Here is a 14884-nt window from a genome sequence, read left to right as displayed (position 1 = left end):
ATCAGGGCCGCATTCGCGGCCCTTTTCTTTGTGACTCAACACGCCAGATAGGGTAGTATCTGCGGCAATATTGCCCTTCAATAGAGGGGTACAAAGTTGAGGAACCACGATTAATGAGCGATATGGCAGAGCGCCTGGCGCTGCATGAATTCACGGAAAACGCCTATCTGAACTATTCCATGTACGTCATCATGGATAGGGCGTTGCCGTTTATTGGCGATGGTTTGAAACCCGTTCAGCGTCGCATCGTGTACGCGATGTCCGAACTGGGGCTGAATGCCAGCGCCAAATTTAAAAAATCCGCCCGTACCGTCGGTGACGTGCTGGGTAAATACCATCCGCACGGCGACAGCGCCTGCTATGAAGCGATGGTGCTGATGGCGCAGCCGTTCTCTTACCGTTATCCGCTGGTTGACGGGCAGGGGAACTGGGGGGCGCCGGACGATCCGAAATCCTTCGCGGCGATGCGTTATACCGAATCCCGCCTGTCTAAATATGCGGAAGTCCTGCTGGGTGAACTCGGTCAGGGCACGTCGGACTGGGTGCCGAACTTCGACGGCACCATGCAGGAGCCGAAGATGCTGCCTGCGCGTCTGCCAAATATTCTGCTCAACGGTACGACCGGTATTGCCGTTGGTATGGCAACGGACATTCCGCCGCACAACCTGCGTGAAGTGGCAAAAGCAGCGATTACTCTGATTGAGCAGCCGAAAACGACGCTGGATCAGTTGCTGGATATCGTGCAGGGGCCGGATTACCCGACCGAAGCGGAGATCATTACCTCGCGCGCGGAGATTCGTAAGATTTACGAAAACGGACGCGGCTCCGTACGTATGCGTGCGGTATGGACGAAAGAAGACGGCGCGGTGGTGATTTCCGCGCTGCCGCATCAGGTTTCCGGGGCAAAAGTGCTGGAGCAGATCGCTGCTCAAATGCGCAATAAAAAGCTGCCGATGGTAGACGACCTGCGCGACGAATCGGATCACGAAAACCCGACTCGTCTGGTGATTGTCCCGCGCTCCAATCGCGTGGATATGGAGCAGGTGATGAACCACCTGTTTGCCACCACCGATCTGGAAAAAAGTTACCGCATCAACCTGAACATGATCGGTCTTGATGGGCGTCCGGCGGTGAAAAACCTGCTGGAGATCCTCACCGAATGGCTGGCGTTCCGCCGCGATACCGTGCGCCGCCGCCTGAATTATCGTCTGGAAAAAGTGCTCAAGCGCCTACACATCCTTGAAGGCTTGCTGGTGGCGTTCCTCAATATTGACGAAGTAATCGAAATTATTCGTCATGAAGATGAACCTAAGCCAGAGCTGATGTCGCGGTTTGGTATTTCTGAAACCCAGGCTGAAGCCATCCTTGAGCTGAAATTGCGCCATCTTGCCAAACTCGAAGAGATGAAAATCCGCGGCGAGCAGGATGAACTGGCGAAAGAGCGCGATCAGTTGCAGGCCATTCTGGCTTCTGAACGTAAAATGAATAACCTGCTGAAGAAAGAACTGCAGGCTGACGCTGAGGCCTATGGCGACGATCGTCGTTCTCCGCTGCAGGAGCGCGAAGAAGCGAAGGCGATGAGCGAGCACGACATGCTGCCGTCTGAGCCGGTGACCATTGTGCTGTCCCAGAGTGGCTGGGTGCGTAGCGCGAAAGGCCACGACATCGATGCGCCGGGATTAAGCTATAAAGCGGGCGACAGCTTTAAGTCGGCAGTGAAGGGTAAGAGCAATCAGCCGGTGGTGTTCGTGGACTCGACCGGCCGCAGCTATGCCATCGATCCGATTACGCTGCCGTCGGCGCGCGGTCAGGGTGAACCGCTGACCGGGAAGCTCACTCTGCCGCCGGGCGCGACGGTTGAGCACATGCTGATGGAAGGCGATGATCAGAAACTGCTGATGGCATCGGATGCGGGCTATGGTTTTGTCTGCACCTTCAATGACCTGGTAGCACGTAACCGTGCAGGTAAGGCATTGATTACGCTGCCAGAGAATGCGCGTGTCATGCAGCCGGTGGTGATTGAAGATGAAACCGATATGCTGCTGGCGATTACTCAGGCTGGTCGCATGTTGATGTTCCCGGTGAGCGATTTACCGCAGTTGTCGAAAGGCAAAGGGAACAAGATCATTAATATCCCTTCAGCGGAAGCGGCGAAAGGCGAGGATGGTCTGGCGCAACTTTACGTGCTGCCGCCGCAGAGCACGCTGACTATCCACGTCGGTAAGCGCAAAATCAAACTGCGTCCCGAAGAGTTGCAGAAAGTGACCGGCGAGCGCGGCCGTCGCGGCACGCTAATGCGTGGTCTGCAGCGTATCGACAGCATTGAGATTGACTCGCCTCGACGCGCCAGTCACGGCGACAGCGAAGAATAACGCTACCGTCCGGCTCTCCCTGTTAAAGCCCAGGGAGAGCCAACGTTAAAAATTCCCGTGAAACCGTTGTTTATTCGTGCGTTGCGATTAACAATACGCTTTTCCAGAGAGCCGCCCTTAACAAAGCCCTAACCTGATACCGCGTGATGAATCAGGTGACGTAAAATGCCAGGCTCTTAGGCCTTAGAGGTTGTTATGCTATATATTTTTCGTTTAATTATTACTGTTATTTACTGCGTTCTGGTCTGTATTTTCGGTTGCATATACTGTCTGTTCAGCCCGCGAAATCCAAAACACGTTGCAACGTTCGGTCATATGTTTGGCCGCCTGGCTCCCCTTTATGGTCTGAAGGTCGAGTGCCGCATGCCGGCAGACGCGCAGAACTATGGTAATGCTATCTATATTTGTAACCATCAGAACAACTATGACATGGTTACTGCTGCGAATATCGTTCAACCGCCGACGGTGACGGTAGGTAAAAAAAGCCTGCTGTGGATCCCTTTCTTCGGGCAGCTGTACTGGTTAACCGGTAACCTGCTGATTGACAGAAATAACCGCGCAAAAGCACACAGCACCATTGCTGCCGTGGTTAATCATTTCAAAAAACGCCGCATTTCTATCTGGATGTTCCCGGAAGGAACGCGTAGCCGCGGTCGCGGTCTGCTTCCGTTTAAAACCGGCGCGTTCCATGCAGCGATTGCTGCTGGTGTCCCGGTCATTCCGGTATGCGTTTCCACAACCTCGAACAAGATAAAATTAAACAGACTCAATAATGGTCTGGCGATTGTCGAGATGTTGCCGCCGGTGGATATTAGCCACTTTGGCAAAGATCAGGTTCGTGAACTGGCAGCACATTGCCGCACGTTGATGGAACAAAAAATCGCAGAGCTCGATAAAGAAGTTGCTGAGCGGGAAGCCGCCGGTAAGGTTTAATCCGCGCAATTCGGGTTTTTTACAGGAAATGACTTCCTGCGTGTTAATAGCCAGTTTTTTATGGAGTTTATATGTCATTCAGTCGGCGTCAGTTCATTCAGGCATCGGGGATCGCACTGTGTGCAGGTGCTGTTCCGCTGAAGGCTAATGCTGCCGGTCAGCAACAACCGTTACCTGTGCCTCCGCTGCTGGAATCCCGCCGGGGGCAGCCGCTATTTATGACGCTGCAACGTGCGCACTGGTCCTTTACACAAGGCACGCGCGCACCTGTCTGGGGAATTAACGGCCGCTACCTGGGACCGACAATTCGCGTCTGGAAAGGGGATGACGTCAAGCTTATCTACAGCAACCGTCTGACTGAGAATGTCTCGATGACCGTCGCCGGGTTACAGGTACCAGGCCCGCTGATGGGCGGCCCGGCGCGCATGATGTCCCCGAATGCTGACTGGGCGCCGGTGCTACCGATTCGCCAGAATGCCGCCACGTTGTGGTATCACGCCAATACGCCAAATCGTACTGCTCAGCAGGTCTATAACGGCCTTGCCGGGATGTGGCTGGTTGAAGATGAAGTGAGTAAATCACTGTCTATTCCCAACCACTATGGCGTGGATGATTTTCCGGTCATTATCCAGGACAAGCGGTTGGACAACTTTGGCACGCCGGAATACAGCGAGCCCGGCAGCGGTGGCTTTGTCGGTGATACGTTGCTGGTCAATGGGGCGCAAAGCCCGTATGTCGAAGTCTCCCGCGGCTGGGTGCGCTTGCGTTTACTGAACGCTTCAAACTCGCGTCGTTACCAGCTGCAAATGAGCGATGGCCGTGCGCTGCATGTGATTTCCAGCGATCAGGGCTTTTTACCTGCGCCCGTTTCGGTGAAGCAGCTTTCGCTTGCGCCTGGCGAGCGTCGTGAGATCCTGGTGGATATGACGAACGGTAATGAGGTCTCTATCACCTGTGGCGAGGCAGCCAGTATTGTCGACAGGATCCGCGGGTTCTTTGAGCCTTCCAGTATTCTCATCTCCACGCTGGTGCTGACTCTGCGTCCAACGGGGCTTCTGCCGCTGGTGACTGACAGCCTGCCAATGCGCCTGCTGCCAACGGAAATCCTCAGCGGTTCGCCGATTCGCAGCCGTGATATCAGCCTGGACGATGACCCTGGCATCAACGGTCAGCTGTGGGACGTCAATCGTATGGATATTACCGCTCAGCAGGGCTCCTGGGAGCGCTGGACTGTGCGGGCGGATATGCCCCAGTCCTTCCATATTGAAGGCGTCTCGTTCCTGATCCGTAATGTGAATGGCGCGATGCCGTTCCCGGAAGACAGAGGCTGGAAAGATACCGTCTGGGTTGACGGCCAGGTTGAATTACTGGTTTATTACGGACAGCCTTCCTGGGCCCATTTCCCGTTCTACTTTAATAGCCAGACGCTGGAAATGGCAGATCGCGGCTCAATCGGACAGATGTTGGTGAACCCGGCGCCGTAATGCGCCGGGATTTCCGTTATGCCCGCCAGAACATGCGCGAGAACAGGATCAGAATGGGGTAAATCTCCAGACGCCCCATGATCATGGCCGCGCACATCAGTAGCTTTGCTTCCTCATTTAAGGTGCCAAATGTCGTGGCGGTGACGCCAAATCCTAGCCCCATATTGTTGATGCAGGCGGCGACGGTGGCAAAAGAGGAGAAGAGATCGTAGCCCATCAGATTGAGCGCCCAGATAAAAAAGCTGGTGAACAAAACGTAGAGAAAGAAAAAGCTCCATACCGAACGCACCACCCGGTCGCTTACCACGCTATTGCCCACTTTAATGTTCAGCAGGGCACGGGGATGCGCGAGCTGGTGTAACTCCTGACGGCACTGCTTGAACATAATCAAAAAACGTAGCACCTTAATCCCCCCGCAGGTCGATCCCACACAACCGCCGAAGAAACTGGCGCTGAGCAGCATGAAGATCGTGTGCGAAGGCCACTGCGCGTAATCCGCCGTCGACAGGCCATTATCTGTCAGCATCGAACTGGCCAGAAAAAAAGCATGCACCAGGCTGTCCGTTAATCCATACATGCCTGCCCGCCAAACTTGCCAGGTGGCGATCAGAGTGACAACCAACGCAATAAGCAAAAAGAAACGCAGTTCGGCATTACGACGAAAGGGTTTGAAGGTACGTTTCGCGATAGCCACGTACCAGAGGGTGAAGTTAAACGCGGACAGCAGGGAAAATACCCCAGCGACCAGCTCGATCGCATGGCTGTTATAGAAGCCGATGCTTTCACTGCGAGTGGAAAATCCGCCGAGAGAAACCGTCGACAGCCCGTGGCATAAGGCATCGAAGAACGACATCCCGGCAGCCCAGTAGGCCAGAGTACAGATTAGACCCAGAATGACATAGGTCAGCCACAGCGTACGTGCAGTATCGGCAAGCCTTGGAGTGAGCCGTTCTTCTTTGAAGGGACCCGGCATTTCAGACTGATACAGCTTCATGCCGCCGATACCCAAAAGCGGTAATACCGCCACGGCGAGGACAATAACACCCAGGCCACCAATAAAATTGAGCTGAGCCCGATAGTAGAGATACGACTTCGGCATGGCGCTGACGTCGCCAATTACCGTTGCGCCCGTGGTGGTAATCCCGGAAACCCCTTCAAACAGGGCATCCGCAAAGGAGAGGTTTAAGCCATCGTCCATCCACATCGGCATCGCGCTGATAAACGAAAACAACAGCCAGAACAGGACGATAATAACGAAACCATCCCGTGTTCGCAGTTGAATACCCGCATGTTTGGTTGCCAGCCACGCCCCGCCGCCGAGGGTGAAGAAAGTCATAAATGTGCTGAAAAAAGCGAACAAGCTCCGCTCTTTGTTTAACAAAGCGATGGTCATCGGTGGCAGCATAGAAAAGCTGTAGAGAAGAACCAGAAACCCACACAGGTGAACAACAACCCGTAGCTGGGAAATATGCAGTGAATCGTTGAGTCGCAATGAAAAATCCCCCGCCGAAAAAGAGTTATCTCAGCTGGCCGGCATGGTGTTAATTATGATTGATAAAAATGAGCGTCGTAAAATTTAACAATTTATATAACTTTCTACTGCCCTGGTTCAGACTCCACTTCATTTCTTGTCGACATACAGCGTATAATCCCCGGCCTTTGATTATTTTTTTACCATTTTTGGAAGCATTATGAGCGCAATATCCCTGATCCAGCCGGACAGAGACCTTTTCTCCTGGCCGCAGTACTGGGCTGCCTGTTTTGGCCCGGCACCGTTTTTGCCGATGTCACGCGACGAAATGGACCAACTAGGCTGGGATAGCTGCGACATCATTCTGGTTACCGGCGATGCATACGTCGATCATCCCAGCTTTGGCATGGCAATATGCGGCCGTATGCTGGAAGCGCAGGGCTTTCGTGTAGGGATTATCGCCCAGCCGGAGTGGAACAACAAAGACGATTTTATGCGTTTGGGTAAACCGAACCTGTTCTTTGGTGTGACCGCAGGCAACATGGACTCGATGATCAACCGTTATACCGCCGATCGCCGACTGCGCCATGACGATGCCTACACACCAGACAACGTAGCAGGTAAACGCCCGGACCGCGCCACGCTGGTCTATACCCAGCGTTGTAAAGAAGCATGGAAAGATGTGCCAGTTATTCTCGGCGGCATTGAGGCCAGCCTGCGCCGTACCGCGCACTATGACTACTGGTCTGATACCGTTCGTCGCTCTGTTCTGGTGGATTCCAAAGCCGACATGCTGATGTTCGGCAACGGCGAACGTCCGCTGGTAGAAGTGGCGCATCGTCTGGCGATGGGCGAAACCATCGATCAGATCCGCGACGTGCGTAACACCGCGATTATGGTTAAAGAAGCGCTGCCGGGCTGGAGTGGGGTGGATTCCACGCGTCTCGACACGCCGGGCAAGATTGATCCGATCCCGCATCCGTACGGCGAAGATCTGCCGTGTGCCGACAACAAACCGGTCGCCCCGAAAAAGCAGGAAGCGAAAGCGGTAACCGTACAGCCGCCGCGTCCGAAACCGTGGGAAAAAACCTACGTGCTGCTGCCGTCCTTTGAAAAAGTGAAGGGCGATAAAGTGCTGTATGCGCATGCGTCGCGTATCCTGCACCACGAAACCAACCCTGGATGCGCGCGTGCGCTGATGCAAAAGCACGGCGATCGCTACATCTGGATCAACCCGCCAGCTATTCCGCTGTCTACCGAAGAGATGGATAGCGTCTTTGCGCTGCCGTACAAGCGCGTGCCGCACCCGGCGTATGGCGACAGCCGCATTCCGGCCTATGAGATGATCCGTTTCTCGATCAACATTATGCGTGGCTGCTTTGGCGGCTGTTCGTTCTGTTCGATCACCGAGCACGAAGGCCGCATCATCCAGAGCCGCTCTGAAGACTCGATCATCAATGAAATCGAAGCCATTCGCGACACCGTTCCGGGCTTTACCGGCGTGATTTCCGACCTCGGCGGCCCAACGGCGAACATGTATATGCTGCGCTGTAAGTCACCGCGTGCGGAGCAGACCTGCCGTCGTCTGTCATGCGTCTACCCGGATATCTGTCCGCATATGGACACCAACCACGAACCGACGATTAACCTTTATCGCCGGGCGCGTGATTTGAAAGGCATTAAAAAGATCCTCATTGCTTCCGGTGTGCGCTATGACATCGCGGTTGAAGATCCGCGCTATATCAAAGAGCTGGCGACCCACCACGTTGGCGGCTATCTGAAGATTGCGCCAGAGCATACTGAAGAAGGCCCGCTGTCGAAGATGATGAAGCCGGGGATGGGCAGCTACGATCGCTTTAAGGAGTTGTTCGATACCTACTCTAAACAGGCGGGTAAAGAACAGTACCTGATCCCGTACTTCATCTCCGCGCACCCGGGTACGCGTGACGAGGATATGGTGAATCTGGCGCTGTGGCTGAAACAACGTCGTTTCCGTCTGGATCAGGTACAGAACTTTTATCCATCGCCGCTGGCGAACTCCACAACCATGTATTACACCGGGAAAAACCCGCTGGGTAAAATTGGTTATAAGAGTGAAGACGTGGTGGTGCCGAAAGGTGATAAGCAGCGCCGTTTGCATAAAGCCCTGCTGCGTTACCACGATCCAGCTAACTGGCCGTTAATCCGCCAGGCGCTGGAAGACATGGGTAAAAAGCATCTGATCGGCGGTCGTCGTGAATGTCTGGTTCCGGCGCCTACGCTGGAAGAGATGCGCGAAGCACGTCGCCAGAACCGTCATACCCGTCCGGCGTTGACCAAGCACACCCCGGTGGCGCACCAGCGCCAGACCCCTGCCGCAAACAAAAAACGCGGGAAAGTAGCGGGACGTTAATTTGCTTTGCCCGGTGGTGAAATGCTTATCAGGCCTACGAGCAGCACAGTTTTGTAGGCCGGATAAGGTGCTTGCACCGCCATCCGGCAGAAGTGCTCAGTATTTATGCCTCACGAATTCTGGCCGCTAATGCGGCCAGTTTTGCATCATCCGCCCGTTCATGATCGTGTGATGACAGATACCCTTCATATTGCTCGAAAAATTTGGTCTGCCGCGACTCAATCGGTTTCCAGTGAGTTAGATCGCCAGTGCCGTGCATGGGGCTTAATTTGCTGTGCACATGGTCTACGCCGAAACCTTCGAAGAACATCCCCGTACGACTGACATCCGGGAAAGCCTTATCCAGTTTCTTAGCCACTTTTTGGGTTGCCATCATCAGGTCAGCCAACGCCTGCGGCGGCATATCGAAGGCATAGCTGGGGTAATGCTTTTTCGGGATCACCACGGTAAAACCGTCGGTGTTCGGGAAAATCGATAGAAAAGCCAGATGGTGCTCGTCTTCCCAGACCTTATGGCAGGGTGCTTTACCTTCAACAATTTGACAGAAAATACAGGTCATTCCTTTTCTCCGCAGGTAAGGTGATTCGTCAGGGCGCAGTTAGTTTAGTACAGACCCAACACCTTCCACCACATCAGACCTACGGTGATAAACACCGCCTGGTTAAACAAGCTAATGATAAATCCTGTGCGCCACCAGACGCCCGTTGGAACGTACCCGGCACCAAACAGGATTGGACCGCGAGCGTGGGTGTACTGGGTGAGCGAGCAGTACAAACTGCTGGTGAAGGCCAGCATTAACGCCGTGGGGGCTGCGGGGATATTCAGATGCAGTCCGACGCCGAGGAAAACGGCGTACAGCGCGGCAATCTGTGCATTACCGCTGGCAAAAAAGTAGTGGGTATAGAAGTAGGCGGCATTCAGCAGCAACAGGACGATCACCCAACTGGTACCGTGCATAGTACTGCTCAGGCTATCGCCGATCAGATTGCCAAACCAGGTAGTGAAACCTAGTTTTTTCAGCTGGTTCGCCATCATCAGCAGTGCGGCAAACCAAATCAGCGTGTCCCATGCGCCTTTCTCGCTTTTCACATCTTCCCAGCTCAGAACGCCGCTTAGCAATAAAATGGACAGTCCCACGAACGAGGCTGTAGTGGCGTCGACGCCTAACGTATCGCCAAAAATCCACAGCACCAGCAGTACGCCGACGGTAACCAGCATCAGCCATTCGCCGCGAGACATACTGCCCATTTCCGCCAGCTCTTTGCGCGCCAGGTTCGGGGCATCCGGCGTGTGCTTTATTTCCGGGCGCACGATCCAGTAGACCAGCAGTGGAACCAGCAGTAAGGACACAAGGCATGGCAGCAGCGCCGCCATAAACCAGCTGCCCCAGGTCAGCGTGACGCCCGCATTGGCCGCCAACTTCACCGCCAACAGGTTGCCGGTATAACCGGTCATAAAGAGCGCGGCGGTGACGTCGTTGACGTTGCCAATGCAGGTGATAAGAAAGGTACCGATTTTACTGCGGGACTCATCTTCCGGGTTCGAATGGAAACTGCGTGCCAGAGAGTCGGCAATCGGATAGATGACGCCGCCGCAGCGTGCTGTATTACTCGGCATTGCCGGGGAGAGGATCAGATCGGCAAAAGCCAGACCATAGGCGAGTCCCAGCGTGCGCTTGCCGAGCAGACGGATCATCTGCAGCGCAATGCGTCGTCCGAGGCCAGTTTTGATAAAACCGCGGGCAATCATAAAAGCCACGACGATAAGCCAGATAAGTGAACTGTTCAGTTCGCTTAGCGCTGTGGTGATAGCGCCGCTGGCGGTTTTATCCCCGGCCGCATAGGCGAGTGCAAAAACCGTAATCCCAATAATGCCAACCGCGCCGATGGGTAAAACTTTTGCCACGATAGAAGCAATTGTCGCAACGAAGATAATTGCTGAATGCCAGGCTGGCGCACTTAACCCGGATGGAGGGGGAAGTTGCCACAGCCCGGCAGAAATGAATGTTATAAGAATTAATGGGAGCCATTTGACTCCGCTACCTTTTTTCTCAGTCACGGTTACGCACCTATGGATATGGTGAATATATTCATCAAATAAATATATTTATATGATAATTAACAGGTTATGTTGCGCAATGCTGCTCCAGTGACTGCAAGAAATACAACAATATATGTGCGTGAATTGTTTCCTGATATTTCAAATCAGTAAAGGCCCGACGAGAGTGTCGGGCTGGAGGGAAGGGGTTAACCGCCGAACTGGTCCGGGTCTGGCCCCAGACGCTTGCCCTGATCGAGTTTCGCGATTTCGCCTAATTCATCTTTATCCAGGCGGAAGTCCCAGACGTTAAAGTTTTCTGCGATACGCGCAGGGGTGACCGATTTCGGAATCACCACCAGGCCGCTATCCAGATGCCAGCGGATGACAATCTGCGCCGGTGATTTGCCATATTTCTCTGCGAGGTCACGGATTATCTTTTGATCGAAGACGTCTTTGCCGCCCTGCGCCAGCGGGCTCCAGGATTCGGTCTGGATTTTATGTGTGGCGTTCCAGGCGTGCAGCTGGCGCTGCTGCATGAGCGGGTGAAGTTCTATCTGATTAATCACCGGAGGTACGCCGGTTTCATCCATCAGCCGCTGGAGATGGTTGATCTGAAAGTTGCACACGCCGATGCTCTTAATCAGCCCTTCTTTTTGCAGGTTGATCATGTTTTCCCACGCTTCAACGTAGTGGTCGATCGCCGGAACTGGCCAGTGCATCAGGTACAGATCGAGGTAATCAAGCTGGAGTTTCTCCATGCTTTCGAGCAAGGCTTCCCGGGGGCGTTTCTGGTCATCATTCCACAGCTTGGTGGTAATGAATAACTCTTCCCGTGGCACGCCTGCGTCACGTATTGCTTTGCCGACACCTTCTTCGTTTTTGTACGCTGCTGCGGTATCAATTGAGCGATACCCCACTTCCAGCGCTTTATGAATGGCAGTGATGACTTCTTCGTTGCTTGCCTTCCAGACCCCCAGGCCCAGTTGCGGCATGACGTTACCATCCTGTAGTTTGATAATGGTTGGAGTGGTCATAATTCCTCCCCTTAATTACTGTCACCGGAACATACTCCGGTGACATAGGTGTGACTTAAGTCTGGTATAAATACCCAAAAACGAAAGGCGGAGGTTAAAAAACCTTAGCGAGCAGCTTCGTAAATCCGACGGCTGACCTCAAGCGTAATGTCCTGATGTTCGCCCAGTTTCGTACCGCCATGCGCTTGCAGTTTTTCCAGCAGCGCCGGGATGGAGCTACCGTCCAGACCGTAGTCAGAGAGGCGAGTCGGTACGCCCATTTGTTCGAAGAAAGCGCGGGTTGCGGCAATGGCGGCGTCGATGCGCTGGTCATCGCTTCCTTCGGTGATATTCCAGATACGCTCTGCGTATTGCAGCAGTTTGGCACGCTTGGTATCACGTTTTTCATTCCACAGCGCTGGCAGAACGATGGCCAGTGTTTGAGCATGATCCAGACCGTGCATTGCAGTCAGTTCATGGCCCAGCATATGCGTTGCCCAGTCCTGCGGTACCCCTGCGCCAATCAGACCGTTCAGCGCCTGGGTTGCCGCCCACATGACGTTCGCACGCACGTTGTAGTTTTCCGGTTCCTGCAAGGCTTTCGGACCTTCTTCTACCAGTGTGAGCAGAATGCCTTCGGCAAAGCGATCCTGAATTTTCCCGTCGACCGGATAAGTCACATACTGCTCAACGGTATGAACGAACGCATCCACGACGCCGTTTGCAACCTGACGTGGCGGCAGGGTGTAGGTGTAAACCGGATCCAGTACGGCAAATACTGGCTGCACAAACGGGGTCATAAAGGCCAGTTTATCGCCGGTGGTTTTACGCGAAATTACCGCGCCGGAGTTAGATTCAGAGCCGGTTGCGGGCAGGGTTAATACGGAGCCCATCGGGATGGCGCTTGTTACGTCGTTGCCGTGGGTTTCCAGAATGCGCCATGGATCGATGCCGTCAGCGTACTGTGCAGCAGCCGCGATGAATTTGGTGCCGTCCAGCACGGAACCGCCGCCTACTGCCAGCAGAAACGTCACTTTCTCATCACGCACGATTTTTACCGCGTTCATCAGCGTTTCATAAGATGGGTTTGGCTCGATACCGCCAAACTCCAGCACGTCCAGACCTTTCAGCGCGTCCTGAACTTGTGCCAGGACACCTGTTTTTTTCACGCTGCCGCCGCCGTAAGTAACCAGTACGCGAGCGTCCTGAGGAATTTGATCGCGCAGCTCAGCAATCGCGCCTTTACCAAACAAAATACGTGTTGGGGTATGGAGATTAAAGTTGTTCATTGCTCGTTCCCTTTGGTGGGTAATAAAAGAGGGCAGGAGAGTGTCTGCCGGATGATGAACATTGTGGTCGCCCGCCGCGCTGCTCTCAATGCTCATTTCTGCCGATGTCTTGCCCATTTCTACAGACTGCTGGAGAAAACGGATAAATCTGCGCATTATGTCAGGGTCGAAAAACGATAATGAAATGGTGCCCCATGAACCGTGATGAGATCTGCCTTCTGCTGACAGATAAAATTAAGCATCTGAAAAACAATGAAAATAAACTTAACGAACTGCTGCCAGATGTCCGCCTGCTACACGGTACGGAGCCGGCGGCGCGTACACCAGTCATGTATCAGCCGGGCATCATATTTCTCTTTTCGGGACATAAAATTGGTTACATTAATGAGCGCGTATTTCGCTATGACGCCAACGAATACCTGCTGCTAACCGTACCTTTACCCTTCGAATGTGAAACGTATGCGACGCCGGAGGTTCCTCTGGCCGGTATTTACCTGAATGTCGATATCCTGCAATTGCAGGAGCTGTTGATGGACATTGGGGAAGACGAGCTGTTCCAGCCCGCTATGGCTGCCAGTGGGATTAACTCCGCGACGCTCTCAGACGAAATTCTCTGTGCTGCTGAGCGCCTGCTGGATGTGATGGAGCGACCGCTGGATGCGCGTATTCTGGGTAAACAGATCATTCGCGAAATCCTCTACCATGTGCTGACCGGGCCGCGTGGTGGCGCGTTACTTGCGCTGGTAAGTCGCCAGACGCATTTCAGTTTGATAAGCCGGGTACTCAAGCGGATTGAAACCAAATACACCGAAAACCTCAATGTAGAACAGCTGGCGGCAGAGGCGAACATGAGCGTATCGGCGTTTCATCATAATTTTAAAGCGGTGACCAGTACCTCGCCGCTGCAATATCTGAAGAGCTATCGCCTGCATAAAGCACGGATGATGATGATCCACGATGGAATGAAGGCCAGTGCGGCTGCAATGCGCGTCGGCTATGAGAGCGCATCGCAATTCAGTCGGGAGTTCAAACGTTTCTTTGGCGTAACGCCGGGGGAAGATGCGGCAAGAATTCGTATGATGCAGGGGAGTTGATTTCTTGTCGGCTTTAAAGCTAGCCGTGCGCCATCAATGAAATGCCGGAGTGACTCCGGCATACGGCTAATACTCAGGCGCTACAGTATTTTTTTTTAATCACCACGAACAGCGTTCCCAACAGACCTGCGGTTAACAGAGCAATCGGCAGGATCATTAAAAAGGTCATCACCTGATCTTCATGACGTTTGACGAACGGGATCATACTCAGCGCATAGCCGAAACTGGTAACGACGGTGACCCACAGCAGTCCGCTCAGCCAGTTAAAAAACTGGAACCGACGGTTAGGAAGCCCTGAAATGCCCGCCATCGTTGGCAGCAAGGTACGGACGAACGCCAGGAAACGCCCGGCAAGCAGCGCCATCAACCCGTGTTGGTCAAACATGCAGGTAGCGCGTTGATGGTATTTTTCAGGTAATTGCGCCAGCCAGCCTTTCACCGTGCGCGTGTTGCCCAGCCAGCGTCCCTGAATGTAGCTCAGCCAGCAACCCAGACTGGCGGCGGCAGTCAGAATAGCTATGGTAGGTAAAAAACTCATCACGTCCTGAGCGATCAGCGCCCCTGCCAGCAATAACAGGCTGTCTCCGGGTAAAAAGGAGGCGGGCAGCAGGCCATTTTCTAAAAACAGTGTGGCGAACATGACGAAGTACACCACGCTCACAACGTGTGGATCCGCCAGTGCGGCAAAATCGTGTTGCCAGAGCGCGGAGACAATATCTTGAATGACTACCATGGACTTTCCTGTGGAACAGCGTTTATGTGTGGATTGTACTCCTGAATTGTCCGGGATGCCTTG

11 protein-coding genes are annotated in these 14884 nt (G+C 53.7%); 5 read left to right on the top strand and 6 right to left on the bottom strand.

Annotated elements, in window-relative coordinates:
- The first annotated feature begins 113 nt into the window (after nucleotides 1–113).
- The 3 genes from parC to ftsP all read left to right on the top strand — a co-directional run bounded on the left by parC (nucleotide 114) and on the right by ftsP (nucleotide 4789).
- Nucleotides 114–2372: a DNA topoisomerase IV subunit A gene (gene parC, locus SK34_RS08065; RefSeq protein ID WP_003024543.1), complete on the top strand. Its 2259-nt coding sequence runs from the start codon at nucleotides 114–116 to the stop codon at nucleotides 2370–2372.
- 195 nt (nucleotides 2373–2567) lie between these two features.
- Nucleotides 2568–3305, top strand: a complete 738-nt coding sequence (gene plsC / locus SK34_RS08060) for a 1-acylglycerol-3-phosphate O-acyltransferase (protein ID WP_003024540.1) — start codon at nucleotides 2568–2570, stop codon at nucleotides 3303–3305.
- A 71-nt stretch (nucleotides 3306–3376) separates the two neighbouring features.
- On the top strand, nucleotides 3377–4789 hold the full coding sequence (gene ftsP / locus SK34_RS08055; protein ID WP_003024538.1) for a cell division protein FtsP: 1413 nt from the start codon (nucleotides 3377–3379) through the stop codon (nucleotides 4787–4789).
- 16 nt (nucleotides 4790–4805) lie between these two features.
- Here ftsP and SK34_RS08050 read toward each other — a convergent pair whose 3' ends face one another.
- A complete protein-coding gene (locus SK34_RS08050) occupies nucleotides 4806–6281 on the bottom strand; it encodes a TrkH family potassium uptake protein (protein ID WP_048232785.1) in 1476 nt (491 codons plus the stop codon).
- Nucleotides 6282–6480: 199 nt separating this feature from the next.
- Here SK34_RS08050 and SK34_RS08045 point away from each other — a divergent pair, with 199 nt between their 5' ends.
- Entirely contained in the window at nucleotides 6481–8652 is a 2172-nt protein-coding gene (locus SK34_RS08045; protein WP_003024532.1) for a YgiQ family radical SAM protein, read from the top strand.
- Between the two features lie 103 nt (nucleotides 8653–8755).
- Here SK34_RS08045 and SK34_RS08040 read toward each other — a convergent pair whose 3' ends face one another.
- The 4 genes from SK34_RS08040 to yqhD form a co-directional block, all read right to left on the bottom strand.
- Entirely contained in the window at nucleotides 8756–9211 is a 456-nt protein-coding gene (locus tag SK34_RS08040) for an HIT family protein (RefSeq protein WP_003024529.1), read from the bottom strand.
- A gap of 44 nt (nucleotides 9212–9255) precedes the next feature.
- Complete coding sequence (locus SK34_RS08035; RefSeq protein ID WP_003024523.1) at nucleotides 9256–10710, bottom strand: DASS family sodium-coupled anion symporter; 1455 nt, start codon at nucleotides 10708–10710, stop codon at nucleotides 9256–9258.
- A 188-nt stretch (nucleotides 10711–10898) separates the two neighbouring features.
- A complete protein-coding gene (dkgA, locus tag SK34_RS08030) occupies nucleotides 10899–11726 on the bottom strand; it encodes a 2,5-didehydrogluconate reductase DkgA (protein ID WP_044713733.1) in 828 nt (275 codons plus the stop codon).
- A gap of 104 nt (nucleotides 11727–11830) precedes the next feature.
- Nucleotides 11831–12994, bottom strand: coding sequence for an alcohol dehydrogenase (gene yqhD, locus SK34_RS08025; protein WP_003838168.1), 1164 nt, complete (start codon nucleotides 12992–12994; stop codon nucleotides 11831–11833).
- A gap of 194 nt (nucleotides 12995–13188) precedes the next feature.
- On the opposite strand from yqhD, the gene SK34_RS08020 reads away from it, so the two are divergent.
- Nucleotides 13189–14088 (top strand): AraC family transcriptional regulator, encoded by a 900-nt coding sequence (locus SK34_RS08020; protein WP_003024513.1) that lies wholly within the window; start codon nucleotides 13189–13191, stop codon nucleotides 14086–14088.
- Nucleotides 14089–14161: 73 nt separating this feature from the next.
- Here SK34_RS08020 and yghB read toward each other — a convergent pair whose 3' ends face one another.
- A complete protein-coding gene (gene yghB / locus SK34_RS08015) occupies nucleotides 14162–14821 on the bottom strand; it encodes a DedA family general envelope maintenance protein YghB (RefSeq protein WP_003024510.1) in 660 nt (219 codons plus the stop codon).
- Between the last annotated feature and the right edge of the window lie 63 nt (nucleotides 14822–14884).

Origin of the sequence: Citrobacter sp. MGH104, assembly GCF_001034485.1 — a bacterium.
Taxonomy (GTDB): Bacteria; Pseudomonadota; Gammaproteobacteria; order Enterobacterales; family Enterobacteriaceae; genus Citrobacter; species Citrobacter freundii.
Note: the sequence above shows the minus strand (reverse complement) of the source record. Positions and strands in the feature narration are given on the sequence as shown.